General features: G+C 68.2%; 13 protein-coding genes. 2 read left to right on the top strand and 11 right to left on the bottom strand.

Annotated features, from left to right (window positions below; genetic code table 11):
* Window positions 1–16: 16 nt before the first annotated feature.
* From araA to chvE, 7 genes are all read right to left on the bottom strand, one after another.
* The gene (araA, locus tag HDA40_RS29315; RefSeq protein ID WP_253761032.1) at window positions 17–1,513 is read right to left on the bottom strand and encodes an L-arabinose isomerase; all 1,497 of its coding nucleotides are present in this window, start codon (window positions 1,511–1,513) and stop codon (window positions 17–19) included.
* Window positions 1,510–2,190 (bottom strand): L-ribulose-5-phosphate 4-epimerase, encoded by a 681-nt coding sequence (locus HDA40_RS29310; RefSeq protein ID WP_253761031.1) that lies wholly within the window; start codon window positions 2,188–2,190, stop codon window positions 1,510–1,512. The genes araA and HDA40_RS29310 overlap by 4 nt, the downstream gene beginning before the upstream one ends.
* The gene (araB, locus tag HDA40_RS29305) at window positions 2,187–3,899 is read right to left on the bottom strand and encodes a ribulokinase (protein WP_253761030.1); all 1,713 of its coding nucleotides are present in this window, start codon (window positions 3,897–3,899) and stop codon (window positions 2,187–2,189) included. Before araB ends, HDA40_RS29310 begins: the two co-directional genes overlap by 4 nt.
* Window positions 3,900–3,926: 27 nt before the next feature.
* On the bottom strand, window positions 3,927–4,928 hold the full coding sequence (locus HDA40_RS29300) for a LacI family DNA-binding transcriptional regulator (RefSeq protein WP_253761029.1): 1,002 nt from the start codon (window positions 4,926–4,928) through the stop codon (window positions 3,927–3,929).
* Window positions 4,929–4,973: 45 nt separating this feature from the next.
* Window positions 4,974–6,239 (bottom strand): multiple monosaccharide ABC transporter permease, encoded by a 1,266-nt coding sequence (gene mmsB, locus HDA40_RS29295; RefSeq protein ID WP_253761028.1) that lies wholly within the window; start codon window positions 6,237–6,239, stop codon window positions 4,974–4,976.
* A 5-nt stretch (window positions 6,240–6,244) separates the two neighbouring features.
* The gene (gene mmsA, locus HDA40_RS29290) at window positions 6,245–7,756 is read right to left on the bottom strand and encodes a multiple monosaccharide ABC transporter ATP-binding protein (protein ID WP_253763854.1); all 1,512 of its coding nucleotides are present in this window, start codon (window positions 7,754–7,756) and stop codon (window positions 6,245–6,247) included.
* A gap of 145 nt (window positions 7,757–7,901) precedes the next feature.
* Window positions 7,902–9,026 carry a multiple monosaccharide ABC transporter substrate-binding protein gene (gene chvE, locus HDA40_RS29285; protein ID WP_253761027.1) on the bottom strand — a complete coding sequence of 375 codons (1,125 nt, stop codon included), beginning with the start codon at window positions 9,024–9,026 and terminating at the stop codon, window positions 7,902–7,904.
* Window positions 9,027–9,249: 223 nt separating this feature from the next.
* On the opposite strand from chvE, the gene HDA40_RS29280 reads away from it, so the two are divergent.
* Window positions 9,250–10,311 (top strand): glycoside hydrolase family 19 protein, encoded by a 1,062-nt coding sequence (locus HDA40_RS29280; protein ID WP_253761026.1) that lies wholly within the window; start codon window positions 9,250–9,252, stop codon window positions 10,309–10,311.
* Window positions 10,312–10,358: 47 nt separating this feature from the next.
* On the opposite strand, the gene HDA40_RS29275 is transcribed toward HDA40_RS29280, so the two are convergent.
* Complete coding sequence (locus HDA40_RS29275; RefSeq protein ID WP_253761025.1) at window positions 10,359–10,787, bottom strand: lamin tail domain-containing protein; 429 nt, start codon at window positions 10,785–10,787, stop codon at window positions 10,359–10,361.
* A gap of 164 nt (window positions 10,788–10,951) precedes the next feature.
* Window positions 10,952–11,335, bottom strand: coding sequence for a hypothetical protein (locus tag HDA40_RS29270; protein ID WP_253761024.1), 384 nt, complete (start codon window positions 11,333–11,335; stop codon window positions 10,952–10,954).
* Window positions 11,336–11,537: 202 nt separating this feature from the next.
* On the opposite strand from HDA40_RS29270, the gene HDA40_RS29265 reads away from it, so the two are divergent.
* A complete protein-coding gene (locus HDA40_RS29265) occupies window positions 11,538–12,671 on the top strand; it encodes an epoxide hydrolase family protein (protein WP_253761023.1) in 1,134 nt (377 codons plus the stop codon).
* 87 nt (window positions 12,672–12,758) lie between these two features.
* On the opposite strand, the gene HDA40_RS29260 is transcribed toward HDA40_RS29265, so the two are convergent.
* Both HDA40_RS29260 and HDA40_RS29255 read right to left on the bottom strand, forming a co-directional pair.
* Window positions 12,759–13,349, bottom strand: coding sequence for a DUF6000 family protein (locus tag HDA40_RS29260; protein WP_253761022.1), 591 nt, complete (start codon window positions 13,347–13,349; stop codon window positions 12,759–12,761).
* A 71-nt stretch (window positions 13,350–13,420) separates the two neighbouring features.
* On the bottom strand, window positions 13,421–15,127 hold the full coding sequence (locus tag HDA40_RS29255) for a cellulose binding domain-containing protein (protein WP_253761021.1): 1,707 nt from the start codon (window positions 15,125–15,127) through the stop codon (window positions 13,421–13,423).
* Window positions 15,128–15,237: the final 110 nt, after the last annotated feature.

Here is a 15,237-nt window from a genome sequence, read left to right as displayed (position 1 = left end):
GGGAGAGCGGCGGAGGTTAGAGGCCGGCGGCTAGGCGGTAGTACGCCTGATTCCAGCGGAGTTCCTTGGTGAACTGCCGCATCGTCGTGTCGGCGTCGATGACGAGCAGCTCGACCCCGGTCATCTCGGCGAGGTCGGTGAGCAGGTCGACGCCGACCGCGGCGGAGAAGACCGTGTGGTGCGGCGCACCTGCGGTCAGCCACGCCTCGGCCGATGTACGCAGCTCCGGCCGTGGCCGCCAGACCGCACGGGCGACGGGGAGCTTCGGCAGCGGCTGGGGCGGTGGGACGACGTCGATCTCGTTGGCGACCAGGCGGAACCGGTCGCCCATGTCGGCGAGCCCGGCGACGACGGCCGGACCGGCCTGGGCGTCGAAGACGAGCCGGACCGGGTCTTCCCGGCCGCCGATGGACAGCGGATGGATCTCACAGGTCGGCATGGTGCCGGCGATCGACGGGCAGATCTCCAGCATGTGCGCGCCCAGGACCAGCTCCTGACCGGGGGCCAGGTGGTAGGTGTAGTCCTCCATGAACGACGTGCCGCCGGGCAGCCCGGCCGCCGCCGTCTTGAGCGTGCGGACGAGGACGGCGGTCTTCCAGTCGCCTTCGCCGCCGAAGCCGTACCCGTCTGCCATCAGCCGCTGCACGGCCAGGCCCGGCAGCTGCCGCAGGCCGCCGAGGTCTTCGAAGTTCGTCGTGAACGCCCGGAAGCCGCCGGCCGTCAGGAACTCGCGGAGGCCCAGCTCGATGCGGGCGGCGTACCGGAGCGAGTCGTGGCGCTCGCCGCCGGCGCGCAGCGCCTCGGCCACCCGATAGGTCGCCTCGTACTCCTTGACCAGTTCGCTGACGCGGAAGTCCTCGACTCCGTCGACCACGGCGACGAGATCGTTGACGCCGTACGTGTTCACCGAGACGCCGAAGCGGCGCTGGGCCTCGACCTTGTCGCCCTCCGTCACCGCGACGTCGCGCATGTTGTCGCCGAACCGGGCCAGCTTCAGGGTCTTCATCTCGAAGGCTCCGGTGGCGGCCCGCGCCCACGTGCTGATCCGCTCGGCCACCGACGGGTCGTCGACGTGCCCGGCGACGGTCTTGCGTGCCACGCCCAGCCGGGACTGGATGTACCCGAACTCACGGTCGCCGTGCGCCGCCTGGTTCAGGTTCATGAAGTCCATGTCGATGGTCGCCCAGGGCAGTTCCTGGTTGGCCTGAGTGTGCAGGTGCAGCAGCGGCTTGGCAAGCGCGTCGAGGCCGGCGATCCACATCTTCGCCGGGGAGAAGGTGTGCATCCACGCGATCACGCCGACGCAGGTGTCGTCGGCGTTGGCGGCCAGCATCACGCGCCGGATCTCCGCGGCGTCGGTCAGCACCGGGCGCCACTCCAGCGTGGCGGGCAGCCGCTCGGCCAGCGCGCGGGCGATCTGCTGGGACTGCTCGGCGACCTGCCGGAGCGTCTCGTCACCGTAGAGGCCCTGGCTGCCGGTCAGGAACCAGATGCGGTAATCGGATGTCGTCATCTCACAATTGCTCCGTCCGTTGTGGATCGCTGGCCGTAGACGTTCTGGTACCGGTCGTACAGGGCATCGACGTCCTTGCCGTCGATGGGCACGGGTTCGCCGTACGCACGGGCGAGGTGGACCGTCCGGGCGACGTCCTCGGTCATCACGGCGGCCTTCACGGCGGCCTTCGCGGTACGCCCGATGGTGAACACCCCGTGGTTGCGCATGAGCACGGCCGGGGAGCGGTGGCCGTCGAGGGTCTCGACGATGCCGCGGCCGATGTCGTCCCCGCCGATCAGGGCGAACGGCCCGACCGGGATCTCCCCGCCGAACTCGTCCGCCATCGCGGTCAGTACGCAGGGCACCGGCTCGCCGCGCGCGGCCCAGGCGCTGGCGTACGTGGAGTGGGTGTGCACGACGCCGCCGACGTCCGGTCGATGCCGGTAGACGTAGGCGTGGGCGGCGGTGTCGCTGGACGGCGCGTAGTCGCCCGCGACGAGGTTGCCGTCCAGGTCGCACACGACCATCGCCTCCGGGGTCAGCTCGTCGTATCCGACGCCCGACGGTTTGATCACCATCAGGTCCTCGCCTGGTACGCGGGCCGACACGTTCCCCGCGGTCCACACGACGAGTCCGTAGCGGACCAGTTCGGCGTGCAACTCACACACCTGCCGGCGTACCAGTTGGAGAGTCATCGGAGCGTTCCTTCCGCGATGCTTCCGGCCTGATCTCGATCAGGCGCCGGCGTGAGGGCGGTGTTGCGGATCTCCCGCAGGCGGTGGAGCAGACCTCGACCCGCGAAGGTGTCGTGGAGCAGGCGGTATTCCGCGAAGAGCTGGTCGTAGACGTCGGAGTTGGCGTGGTCGGGCTCGTAGGCGGCGGTCTCGACGCCGCCCATCGCCGCGGCGGCGGCGACCACGTCCGGGTACGCCCCCGCCGCGACCGCCGCGTGGATGGCCGACCCGAGGGCCGGGCCCTGGTCGGAGCGGGCGACCGAGACGGGACGCCGCAGCACGTCGGCGTAGATCTGCATGAGCAGGGCGTTCTGTTTGAGCCCGCCCGCGACGATGAACTCGGTGACCGGAATCCCGTGTTTCTCGAAGTTCTCGATGATCACCCGCGTCCCGTACGCCGTCGCCTCCAGCAGCGCCCGGTAGATCTCCTCGGGCCGGGTGGCGAGGGTGAGCCCGGCGATGATGCCGGACAGGTCGTGGTCGACCAGGATCGAGCGGTTCCCGCCCATCCAGTCCAGGGCGACGAGCCCGTGCGCGCCGACCGGCTGCCCGGCGGACTTGCGGCCGAGCAGGTCGTGCAGGGATTCCCCGTTCGCGGCCGCCTCCCGCTGGTACGCCTCCGGCACGCCGGTCCGCAGCCACCAGGCGAAGATGTCGCCGACCGCGCTCTGCCCGGCTTCGTAGCCGAACGAGCCCGCGGTGATCCCGCCGTCGACGACGCCACAGATGCCGGGCACGTCGACGAGGGCCGACCCGTTGAGGACGTGGCAGGTGGAGGTGCCCATGATGGCCAGCAGCCGGCCGTTCTCGACCGCCTGCGCGGCGGGCGCGGTGACGTGCGCGTCCACGTTGCCGGTGGCGACCGCGATGCCGATCGGCAGGCCGGTCCCGATGTCGACCAGGCCGCCGACCAGCGCGCCCAGCGGGGACAGCGTCTTCGACAATCGCGTCTCAGGGAAGTCCACGAACGAGGGGTGCAGCGCCGCGAGGTAGTCCGGCGACGGGTAGCTGCCGTCCTGGAAGATCCCCTTGTACCCGGCGGTGCAGGTGTTGCGGGTCTCGATTCCGGTGAGCTGCCAGACGATCCAGTCGGCCGCCTCGATCCACCGCTCGGTGCGCTCGTAGACGAGCGGGTCCTCCTCGAGCACCTGGAGCGCTTTGGCGTACTGCCACTCGGAGGAGATCTTGCCGCCGTAGCGCGCGATCCACGGCTCGCCGCGCTCATGCGCCAGCCGGTTGATCCGGTCGGCTTGCTTCTGCGCGGCGTGGTGCTTCCACAGCTTCGGCCAGGCGTGCGGACGCCCGGCCAGCTCCGGCAGCTCGCACAACGGCGTACCGTCCATAGTGGTCGGGAGAACGGTGCACGCGGTGAAGTCGGTCGAGATGCCGATCACGCGCGCGGGATCGACTCCGCCGTCGGCCAGCGCCGCCGGGACGGCGATCCGCAGCACGTCCAGCCAGTCCCGCGGGCTCTGCAACGCCCAGTCCGGCGGCAGCTTCTGGCCCGTGCCCGGCAGCTCGCGCTCCACCACGCCGTGGGCGTACTCATGGACGCCGGTGCCCACCTCCGCGCCGTCGGACACCCGGACCACGACGGCGCGGCCGGACAGCGTACCGAAGTCCACACCGACGACGTAGCGATCCTCGTAACTGTGAGCGTTAACATTCATGGCAGTCCTTCGGGGGTCGACGGGCTTTCAGCGGGTGCTCTCGCGGATGATCAGCGTCGGGGGCAACTCGACATGCTCAGGCGGCCCCGAACCGCCGCCGGTCAGCCGGTCCACCAGCAGGCGGAGCGACAGCCGGCCCAGCTCGCCGAAGTCCTGGCGTACGGTCGTCAACGGCGGCTGGAAGAACGACGTCTCGGGGATGTCGTCGAAGCCGACCACGCTCACGTCCCCCGGGACCGACCGGCCCACCTCGTGGAACGCGCGCAACAGGCCGAGCGCCATGTGGTCGTTGGCGCAGAAGACCGCGGTCACCTCCGGGTCCGCCGCCAGCCGCCGGCCCGCCGCGTACCCCGACTCCGCGCTCCAGTCGCCCGTCACCGGCTCCGGCACCGGCGCGCCGGCCCGCGTCAGCTCCGCGCGCCAGCCCTCCAGCCGGCCCACCGCGTCCAGCCATTCCAGCGGCCCGGCCACGTGGTGGACCGTGCGGTGCCCGCGCTCCAGCAGGTGCCGCGTGACCAGCTCGCCGCCACCGCGCTGGTCGATGCCGACGGTCGGCACGTTCTCCGAGGCGCCGCAAGCTACTCCGACAAGTGGTACGCCAGACGCAGCGACCTCCAGCGCGCCCGCCACGGGCGTCTGCGGGGCGATCACGACGATCCCCTCGACGGCCTGATCGCGCAGCCGCCCGACGGCGTCCAGGAGCGACCCGCGATCGATCGAGCGGAGGCTGGCGATGCTGACGAAGTAGTTCGCCGCTCGGGCCGCCTGCTCGATCCCGTACAGCATCGAGGCGGGCCCGTAGAGGGTGGTGTCGAAGCTGATCACGCCGAGCGTCTGCGACTTGCGGGTGACCAGGGTGCGGGCGGCGGAGTTGGGCCGGTAGCCCAGTTCCTCGATCGCCGCCAGCACCCGGGACCGGGTCTCCGGCCGCACGTTGCGATGGTCGTTGAGGACGCGGGACACGGTCTGGTGGGAGACCCCGGCCAGCTTGGCGACGTCGGCCATGACCGGCGGCTGCTGCTCTGCCATCGTCTCCGTCCTCCCCCGATCCTCGCCCGGTGATCTTACTTCGGCTCAGCGCGCGGCCCCTGCGCGGCGCTTGGTGAACACGTCGAACGCGACCGCCGCCAGCAGCACGAGCCCCTTGAAGAGCATCACCTGCTCGCTGGGTGCGCCGATGAGCGACATGCCGTTGTTGATGACTCCCATGATGAGGCCGCCGGTGATCGCGCCGACCACCTTGCCCACGCCGCCCTGGACCGCCGCGCCGCCGATGAACGCGGCCGCGATCGCGTCCAGCTCGAAGCCGTTGCCCGCGGTGGGACCGGCCTGGTTGAGCCGGCCGGCGAAGACGATGCCGGCCACGGCGGCCAGGACGCCCATGTTGACGAACAGCCAGAAGGTGACCGACTTGACCTTGATGCCGGACAGCGTGGCCGCGTTGAGGTTGCCGCCGATGGCGTAGATGTGGCGGCCGAACACGGCCCGGTTCGTCAGCAGCGAGTACGCCAGGACCAGCACCGCGAGCAGCACCAGCACCCACGGTAGGTTCTTGGCCCGGGCGAGCTGGACGATGACGAACATGACCACGATCGCGGCGACGACGATCTTCGCGATGAACAGCGCGAACGGCTCGACCGACTGCCCGTAGCGCGTACGCCCGACCCGGCCGCTCCACTGCGTCGCGACGATCCCCGCCACCAGCCCGACCCCGAGGATCAGGGTGAACAGGTCTGCGCCGTCGAGCGGGCCGAGCCCGATGTTGCCGAGATAGGTCGGCATGAAGCCGTTGGCGATCGTCCGCACCTCGTCCGGGAACGGCCCGATGCCCTGGTTGCCCAGGACCGACAGGGTCAGCGCCCGGAAGACGAGCATGCCGGCCAGCGTCACGATGAACGCCGGGATGCCGAAGTACGCCACCCAGTAGCCCTGCCACGCGCCGATGGCGGCTCCGGCGAGCACCGTGATGAGCAGGGCCAGCGGCCACGGCACATCGTGGTTGACCATCAGCACGGCCGAGATCGCCCCGGTCACGGCGACCACCGAACCGGCGGACAGGTCGATGTGCCCGGAGATGATGATCAGGATCATCCCGATCGCCAGGATCAGGATGTACGAGTTCTGCACGACCAGGTTCGACACGTTCTGCGGGGTCAGCAGGTCGCCGCGGGTCAGGATCTCGAACAGCACGATGATCAGCGCGAACGCGATGTAGATGCCGTTCTGGCGAAGGTTCGCCGTGAAGTGCCGGCCACCGAATCGGTCCGGTGCCGCGGCCTGAGGTTCCGGCACCACCGGGACGGCGGTGCTCGGGCCGGTCGTAGGGCCGACGCTGGTCATGGTGACTACTGCTCCTTCACCTTGGTCATGTACTGCATGAGCCGCTCCGGCGTCGCCTCGGCGCGGGCGACCTCGCCGGTGATCCGGCCGGCCGACATCGCGTAGACGCGATCGCAGACGCCGAGCAGCTCGGGCAGCTCGGAGGAGATCACCAACACCGCTTTGCCCTGGTCGGCCATCTGGTTGATGATCGAATAGATCTCGTACTTGGCCCCGACGTCGATGCCCCGGGTGGGCTCGTCGAGGATCAGCACGTCGGCGTCGGTGAACAGCCACTTCGACAGCACGACCTTCTGCTGGTTGCCGCCGCTGAGCTTCCCGGTGATCGCCGAGACGGTCGGCGCCTTGATGTTCATGCTCGCCTGAAATCCGGTGGCGACCCGGTACTCCTCGTTCTCGTGGACCCAGCCCGCGGTGGCCAGCTTCGTCAGCGCGGCCGCCGACACGTTGCGCTTGATGTCCTCGATGAGGTTCAGGCCGTAGCGCTTGCGGTCCTCCGTGGCGTACGCGATGCCGTGGCGGATCGCGTCCCGCACCGTACGCAGATGCACCTCGACGCCGTCCTTGTAGACGCGGCCGGAGATGCCGATGCCGTAACTGCGCCCGAACACGCTCATCGCCAGCTCGGTCCGGCCGGCGCCCATCAGCCCGGCCAGCCCGACGATCTCGCCGCGCCGCAGCCGCAGGTTCGCACCGGCGACGACGACCCGGCCGTGCTGAGTCGGGCTGTGCACCGTCCAGTCCTCGATCCGCAGCACCTCCTCGCCGATGTTCGGCACATGCTCGGGGAAGCGGTGCTCCAGGTCCCGGCCGACCATCCCGGCGATGATGCGGTCCTCGGTGACGTTGTCGTTCACCATGTCGAGGGTCTCGATGGTGCGGCCGTCCCGCAGGATCGTCACGGAGTCGGCGATCGCCTCGATCTCGTTCAGCTTGTGCGAGATGATCACGCAGGTGATCCCCTCGTCGCGCAGGCCCCGCAGGAGATCCAGCAGGTGTGCGGAGTCCTCGTCGTTCAGCGCGGCGGTCGGCTCGTCGAGGATCAGCAGCCGGACCTCTTTGGACAGCGCCTTGGCGATCTCGACCAGTTGCTGCTTGCCGACCCCGAGGTCCATGGCCGGCGTCGCCGGATGCTCGGACAGCCCCACCCGCTGAAGCAACGCGGCCGCCTCGGAGTGCGTACGCATCCAGTCGATGACGCCGTGCCTGGCGCGCTCGTTGCCGAGGAAGATGTTCTCCTCGATCGAGAGGTTCGGGCAGAGCGCCAGTTCCTGATGGATGATGACGATCCCGCGCCGCTCGCTGCCCCGGATGTCGGCGAACCGGCACGGCTCGCCGTCGAACTCGATGTCACCCGAGTAGGAGCCGTGCGGGTAGACACCCGACAGCACCTTCATCAGCGTCGACTTCCCGGCGCCGTTCTCGCCGCAGATCGCGTGGATCTCGCCGCGGCGTACCGTCAGGTTGACGTCCTTGAGCGCGATGACCCCGGGGAACGTCTTGGTGATGTCCCGCATCTGCAGGATCACGGTGATCTCCCTCGCTCTTGACCGGCCCTCGGCCGGTCATCGGCTGGCTCAGTCTCAGGCCTGCGAGCGCCGGCCGCAGGTCGGTGATCGCATGCCCGGCCGGGCCGTCGCACGGCCCGGCCGGACACTCGTGCTACTTGAGCTGGTCGGCCGTGTAGTAGCCGGTGTCGATGAGCGCCTTCTGGTAGTTGTCCTTGTAGACCACCACCGGCTCGAGCAGGTAGGACGGGACGACCTTCACGCCGTTGTCGTAGTCCTTGGTGTTGTTGACCTCGGGCTTGCCGCCCTTGAGGACCGCGTCGGCCATCTTCACGGTGACCTTCGCCAACTCGCGGGTGTCCTTGTAGATCGTCGCGTACTGCTCACCGGCGATGATCGACTTCACCGAGGCGACCTCGGCGTCCTGGCCGGTCACGATCGGGTAGGGCTGACCGGCCGTGCCGTAGCCGTTGCTCTTCAGCGCCGACAGGATGCCGATCGACAGACCGTCGTAGGGCGACAGCACGCCCTGGACCTTGCCGCCCTTGGCGTACGCCTTCGTGAGCAGGTCCTCCATGCGTCGCTGGGCCGTCATCGGGTCCCAGCGCAGGATCGCGACCGTCCTGAACTCGGTCTCCCCGCTCTTGACGACGAGGGTGCCCTTGTCGATGTACGGCTTGAGGGTGTCCATCGCGCCGTTGAAGAAGAAGGTGGCGTTGTTGTCGTCCGGCGACCCGGCGAACAGCTCGATGTTGAACGGGCCCTTCGCGGTGCCGTCGGTGCCGTCCTGCTTCTTCAGGCCGAGCCCGACCAGCAACGAGGTCGCCTGCTGCACGCCGACCTTGTAGTTGTCGAAGGTCGCGTAATAGTCCACGTTGGGCGACTTGCGGATCAGCCGGTCGTACGCGATCACCGGGATCTTCTTGTCCGCCGCCTCCTGCAGCTGCGTGGTCAGCGCGGTCCCGTCGATCGAGGCGACGATCAGCAGCTTCGCGCCCTTGGTGATCTGGTTCTCGATCTGGTTGACCTGGGTGGGGATGTCGTTCTCGGCGTACTGGAGGTCCACCTTGTACCCGAGCGCCTCGAGCTGGCTCTTGAGGTTGTCCCCGTCGTGGATCCACCGCTCCGAGGACTTGGTGGGCATCGTGACGCCGACGAGCGCTCCGGCGGCGCCGGCGCTCGACTGCTGGTCGATCGTCTTCGTGGTGTCGCCACAGGCCGTCAGGCCCGCCGCGATGAGCAGGCCGGCCGCAGCCGCGGCCAGCTTCGCGATCTTCATGGCACTCCTCAGGAACGGGGGATGTTAACGCTCACATTTCTGCGCGATGCGAGTTGTTTCCAGAGGTAGATGGGGGTTGTTAACGCTCACATCTTTTGCCGTGACCCAGCTCACGGTCAACGGGAATTCGGTAACGGTTGGGTTACGACGGAAACTGTTAGGGAACTTTGCTAAAACCATGTAACGTATGCGCATCAATATATTCCTGCGGGAAGGAGTATCGATGTCGCGCGTACGCGTTCTGGCGGCGACACTCATGATCACGATCGCCGGCGCGGTGGTAGCGGTGCTGCCCGCCGGCATGGCCACGGCGGCGGACTGCGTGACGCCTTGGCAGTCCTCGGCGGTCTACACAGGCGGGATGACGGCCTCCTACAACGGCCACAACTGGCGGGCCAAGTGGTGGACGCAGAACGAGACCCCGGGCGGCGCGGACGTCTGGGCCGACCAGGGCACGTGCGGCGGATCGACGCCGCCGCCCGGCGGCGGTTGCGCCTATCCGAACTGGACCGCCGGCACCTGGTACGACACCGGTGCGATCGTCCGCTACACGAACGGCAACTACTACATCGCCGAGCACGGCAATCCCGGCTATGACCCCACGATCAGCACCTGGTACTGGGACCCGTACGCCTGCAGCGGCGGCGGCACCACTCCCCCGCCTACCAACCCGGGCGGCTTCGTCGTCAGCGAAATCCAGTTCAACCAGATGTTCCCGAGCCGGAACTCCTTCTACACGTACCAGGGTCTCGTCGCGGCCCTCAGCTCCTACCCGGCGTTCGCCGCCACGGGCACCGACACCGTACGCCGCCAGGAGGCCGCGGCCTTCCTCGCCAACGTCAACCACGAAACCGGTGGACTCGTCTACATCACGGAGATCAACCGGGGCACCTATTGCGACCTGAGCCAGTCGTACGGCTGCCCGGCCGGCGCGGCCAACTACTACGGCCGCGGCCCGATCCAGCTGAGCTGGAACTTCAACTACAAGGCCGCCGGCGACGCGCTCGGTCTCCCGCTGCTCACCAACCCGTGGCTCGTCGAGACCGACGCGGCGGTCGCTTGGCGTACGGCGCTCTGGTACTGGAACACCCAGACCGGGCCGGGCACGATGACGGCGCATAACGCGATGGTCAACGGAGCCGGTTTCGGCGAGACCATCCGCAGCATCAACGGCTCGCTCGAATGCAACGGCGGCAACCCCGGCCAGGTGCAGAGCCGCGTCACGGCGTACCAGCAGTTCGTCCAGATCCTCGGTACGACCGCGGGCGGCAACCTCTATTGCTGACTCGTCGCTGAGGGGCCGCTGGAGGTTGTTCCAGCGGCCCAATGCGATCAGCAGTACTTGACGTCGACGTTGCCCCACGAGCAGGAGTCGACCGCCCGCCCGGACGCGTCCCGCACGTACGCCGCGTCGCCGGTGTTGTTCCAGACGTACCAGCCGAGCCCCCAGTAGCGGTCGGTGCTGGTGTTGGCGCCCTTGCCGGTGTGCAGGCGCACCGACTTGCCGGCGCCCAGCGTGAACGTGCCGAACTTGTAGACGTGGTTGGACTTGTCGCGCACGGTCCAGTTCGTCAGCGTGATCGCCTTGCTCGTGGTGTTCTTGAGCGTGGCGACCTCACGGACGAGCTGCGAATTGGCCGTCGTGTCCTTTCCGGACGGGTCCACGACGACCTTCGTGAACATGATTCGCGGGTTGGCCGCGAATGCCGGGGACGAGGGCAGCACGACCGCGAGACTCGCGACGGAGGCGGCGATCAGCATCGAGGCACGCTTCAACACAATGGCGCTCCAGGGGTACGTTGAACTGGGTGTTCGGCAACGTACCCGACGATCACCAGGCATTGCGAGCATCTCAGGCGTGGGGCGTACCCCGTTCGGGAATGGGCCATTCCACAGTGCACTCCAGTGCTGATTCGGTCGCCCGTTCAGTCAGTAATGGCAAACCCTGTGCGGCCGGCCGCCGCAATCATGTCGTCTTGATCGATCCCATCGCCGCTGATGCCGACCACCCCGACCGGTACGCCGCCCCGATGGAGCGCATGCGTCAGGCAGATGTCGTAGCCGAACTGGGGGGCGTCCTGCGTACTGGTGCCTCCCAGCACCGTCCCGTCCACGTCGAAGACGGTGACGTCGACCTCGGTCGGCTGCGGCACCGGCAGCCGGATCGCGAAGGTCGTGACCGCGACCAGCTCGCTGTAGAAGCCGTCGCCCTCCACCCCCAAGCCACCGACAATCAGGGCCTTGGCCACCTGCCCCGCGTGTGCGCTCACCGGTGTGATCACGACTGCCGCCGCCAGGCCGAACGCCATGGCTACTCGATGAAGCACCGATCCGGACACCGTCCACCTCCCGTTTGTCGCCGTTCGTTGCCGGATGCTCCAGCAAACCGCCGTTTAACCGAGCCGGACAGGTGAATGAACCTGACCTGCCCCGTCATCGGCATTGGAATGGAGCGTTCCGTTCTGCTATGCTGAGACGGAACGAAACATTCCGCTCCAGTTGGAGGCTCCGATGACCGCGATCCGCCCCTTCCGCGTCGACGTCGCCCAGGCGCAGCTCGACGACCTCGCCGCCCGCCTCGACCGGATCATCTGGCCGAACGAGCTGCCCGGGGCCGACGGTTCCCACGGCATGACCAACGACCGCGTACGCACGCTCGTCGAGCACTGGCGGACGACGTTCGACTGGCGGGCGCTGGAGGCTCGGCTGAACGCGTACCCGCAGTTCACCACCGAGATCGACGGCGAAGACATCCACTTCCTGCACGTACGCTCGCCGCGCGAGGACGCGACGCCGATGATCCTCACGCACGGCTGGCCCGGCTCGGTCGTCGAGTTCCTGGACGTCATCGAGCCGCTCACCAACCCGGCCGACTCGGCGGCGCCGGCCTTCCACCTGGTGATCCCGTCGCTGCCCGGCTTCGGCTTCTCCGGCCCGACCCGCTCGGCGGGCTGGAACCGCTTCCGCACCACCCGCGCCTGGGTCGAGCTGATGAACCGCCTCGGTTACGAGCGCTACGTCGCGGCGGGCAACGACGCCGGTTCGATGATCGCGCCGGAAATGGGCCGCGTCGCGCCCGACAAGGTGATCGGCGTCCACGTGACGCAGGCGTTCTCGTTCCCGTCCGGCGACTCGGCCGAGTTCGCGACGTTCGGCCCCGAGGACTACGCCGCCCTCCAGCACCTGCAGTGGTTCTACGAGAACATGTTCTCGTTCAACGTTCTCCACTCGCAGCAGCCGCAGACCCTCGCGTTCGCGCTGGCCGACTCGCCGGTGGGCCTGCTCGCCTGGAACGCCCAGCTCATGGGCGAATCGCTCGACGCGGACTTCGTCATCGCCAACACCGCGATCTACTGGCTGACCGGCACCTCCGGCTCGGCGATCCGCTTCTACTACGAGGACGCCCACACCGACGAGAAGCCGGAAGGCCCGACGACCACACCGCTGGGCGTGGCCATCTTCGCCGGCGACTTCCAGTCGATCCGGCCGCTGGTCGAGCGCGACCACGCGAACGTCGTCCGCTGGCGCAAGTACGACGCCGACCTCCCGAAGGGCGGCCCGCGCAACGCCGGTGGGCACTACGCCGCCCACGAGGCGACCGACCTTTATGTCGGCGACATTCGCGAATTCGTCGCCGAGCTCTAGCCGCTCGTTTCGGAAAGCCCGGACCCGCCTCGCGCAGGTCCGGGCTTCGACGTTTCGGGCGAGATCCGTTCCTGCACCGTCGCAGCATCACTGGAGCGCGCACGCATCAGCGATTCGGGACCGCAGGTACTCGAACTCAATAGGCTGATTGGGAAGCCCATTCACCCAACGCTGCCAGGGTCCGTCGACAGTCAGGTATGAATCCGCGATGTGGGTTCCGCGTACCGAGTCGAGATGGACCAAAGCAGCCATCGCCCAGCGCTGGTCGTATCGACGCTCGATCTGCGGCAGGTAGCGATCGAGGTATTCGGCAAGAATGCGGGCGTCTTCCTCCGTGCCCAGTGCCGCCAGGGCGACACAGTATCCCTGGCCCGCATAGGTCATGTCGCTCGCCAGCAGCAGCTCGCCGATCGGCCTCCGGAACGTGGCGCGTCGGCCTATGCCGACGAGCCACGCCGCGACGATTCTCGGCTGCCAGCCGCCCAAGTCCAAGCGCCCCGTCAGGAGGAGGGCAAGATGCTCGTCGCTGATCGTCTGGGAATCGTGAACCAACGCACGGACGAATTCGGCGCGCTGGTCGTCTGGACGCGAGAGAAACCTGCCATGCAGCAGGTCGAGGTACCGACGTGTTCCTCCGGTGACGTAGCGTGCGACGTCGTCGGGTTCGCCATTGATCACCTGACCATGATGCCGCCAGACCTGGCCCCGCCGCCGTGCGCCCGACGAGCGGCACGGCGGCGGGCCGATCGCTACGGGCTGGTGCAGGTCATCGTCGGTGCGGTCGCGGTGCCGGCTGCGGTGAAGCCGAACGTGGTCGACGCTCCCGCCGCCAACGCCCCGTTGTAGGACTCGTTGGTCACCGTCGCCGCCGTGCCGCTCACGGCGAGTCGGCCGTTCCAGGTCTGGCTGACCGTCTGGCCGCCGGCAAGCGTCCATTTGACGCTCCAACCGCTGATCGCCGCGGTGCCGGCCGTCACCGTCACCTCACCTTGGAATCCATCCGGCCAAGAATTGACCGTCTGGTACGCAGCCGAGCACGCACCACCGGGCGGGGGCGTCGTGGGTACGGTCGACGGTGAGGTGGACGCCGTCGGCGAAGTGGTGGGCGAGGTCGTCGGCAGAGTCTTGCTGCCCTGAGCGGCGTAGTCGAGGTACTCCTCGATGTTGCGGTACCCGTCGCCGTCCGCGTCGCCGTTGTGGTCGTCGGCGCTCGGGTTCAGCCCGGCCGCCGCCTCCCAGGCGTTCGGCATACCGTCGCGGTCGGTGTCCCAGCCGCTGGGGCTGCTCACCTGCGCGGCGTTCCAAAGGTTGTTCCACTCGGTAGAGTTGGGATCGTTGATGACCGAGCCGCTGGTCGAGCGGGTGTCGCTGATCACCCGGGTGTCGACGGCGTCGCGCGCCCACCAGAACGCGCCGGAGCTGTCGAGGACCTTGGTCAGCGCGGCACCGGCCGACTCGGTGGTCACGTTGGGGACGGTGAAACGGCTGGAGTTGTGCGTCGGCACGCTGGTGAACCGGTCCCAGGCGATGTCCACGCCGTTGGTCAGGTTCGAGTCGCCGTCATAGTCGGCTCGGTTGCCCGAGATGTACGCCGCCGTTCCGGTGGCCCCGGTGTAGACCTCAGGATTGCTGGAATTCTGCCGCAGGTAGGTGTTGCCGACGAAGTTGCCGTTGGCGAGCTGGTCGGCACCGCTGTAGCCCTTGCCCTCGAAGATGACGTTGTTGCTCCACTCGACGTTGTTCACCGCACCGGTCTCGTTGCCTAGCCGCGGCAGCCGGCTGACCTGGTGGGCGAACAGGTTGTGGTGGTACGCGACGTTCGAGCCGGTGACGTCGCTGCCGACCAGGGCTCCGTAGCTGTGACCGTTGTAATTGAGCCCGTCGGACACGATGGCGTACTGCACCGTGACCTGACCGGCGGCGTCGCTGACGCTGATCCCCTCGTCGTCGGCCCAACTGACCGAGACGTGGTCGACGATGACGCTGTCCCCAGTGATCCAGATCCCGTCGTTGGTCGCCGACTCTGGATTGGCCTGATCCTTGCCGGGCCGGAACTTCACGTGCCGGATGATGACGTTCTTCCCGGTGACCTTCGTGGCCTGGCCCATGATCGTGATGCCGGGTTTGGGCGCGGTCTGCCCGGCGATGGTCAGGTTGCTCGCGTTGATCGTCAGCCAGCCCTGCCGCCCGGCCGGCGACAGCTTGATGGTGCCTGCCACGTCGAAGACGATCGTCCGGCCACCGCTGGGAACGGTCGTGATGCCGTATCGCAGTGATCCCGCCTGCGGGCTGCCGGCGTTGTCGGTGAGATTGGTGACGTGGTAGACGTCGCCACCGCGGCCGCCGGTCGCATACATCGCCGGAACCGCGGCGCCGGGGAAAGCCGCCACCGTCGCCGCGTTGGCCGCGGTGCCTCCGGCGACGATTCCGGCCATCACCAGTACGCCGGCCGCCACTGACGCCACTGCGACGCGGGCGGATCTGCCCAGGCTGAACCCCGTTGCCCGGCTGCTTGTTGTTGCTGACCTTGACATGTCTCTCCCCGATCGATCCGGTGATCCTCATG

Origin of the sequence: Hamadaea flava (assembly GCF_024172085.1) — a bacterium.
GTDB classification, from domain to species: Bacteria; Actinomycetota; Actinomycetes; order Mycobacteriales; family Micromonosporaceae; genus Hamadaea; species Hamadaea flava.
This window is presented reverse-complemented; position numbering and strand designations above follow the sequence as displayed.

What these genes read in the sequence shown, in the direction of transcription:
- mmsB (WP_253761028.1), bottom strand. Translation starts at nt 6,239, where the DNA reads ATGACCAGCGTCGGCCCTACGACCGGCCCGAGCACCGCCGTCCCGGTG.
- araB (WP_253761030.1), bottom strand. Translation starts at nt 3,899, where the DNA reads ATGAATGTTAACGCTCACAGTTACGAGGATCGCTACGTCGTCGGTGTG.
- HDA40_RS29300 (WP_253761029.1), bottom strand. Translation starts at nt 4,928, where the DNA reads ATGGCAGAGCAGCAGCCGCCGGTCATGGCCGACGTCGCCAAGCTGGCC.
- HDA40_RS29270 (WP_253761024.1), bottom strand. Translation starts at nt 11,335, where the DNA reads ATGGCGTTCGGCCTGGCGGCGGCAGTCGTGATCACACCGGTGAGCGCA.
- mmsA (WP_253763854.1), bottom strand. Translation starts at nt 7,756, where the DNA reads ATGCGGGACATCACCAAGACGTTCCCCGGGGTCATCGCGCTCAAGGAC.
- HDA40_RS29275 (WP_253761025.1), bottom strand. Translation starts at nt 10,787, where the DNA reads ATGCTGATCGCCGCCTCCGTCGCGAGTCTCGCGGTCGTGCTGCCCTCG.
- araA (WP_253761032.1), bottom strand. Translation starts at nt 1,513, where the DNA reads ATGACGACATCCGATTACCGCATCTGGTTCCTGACCGGCAGCCAGGGC.
- HDA40_RS29280 (WP_253761026.1), top strand. Translation starts at nt 9,250, where the DNA reads ATGTCGCGCGTACGCGTTCTGGCGGCGACACTCATGATCACGATCGCC.
- chvE (WP_253761027.1), bottom strand. Translation starts at nt 9,026, where the DNA reads ATGAAGATCGCGAAGCTGGCCGCGGCTGCGGCCGGCCTGCTCATCGCG.
- HDA40_RS29310 (WP_253761031.1), bottom strand. Translation starts at nt 2,190, where the DNA reads ATGACTCTCCAACTGGTACGCCGGCAGGTGTGTGAGTTGCACGCCGAA.
- HDA40_RS29265 (WP_253761023.1), top strand. Translation starts at nt 11,538, where the DNA reads ATGACCGCGATCCGCCCCTTCCGCGTCGACGTCGCCCAGGCGCAGCTC.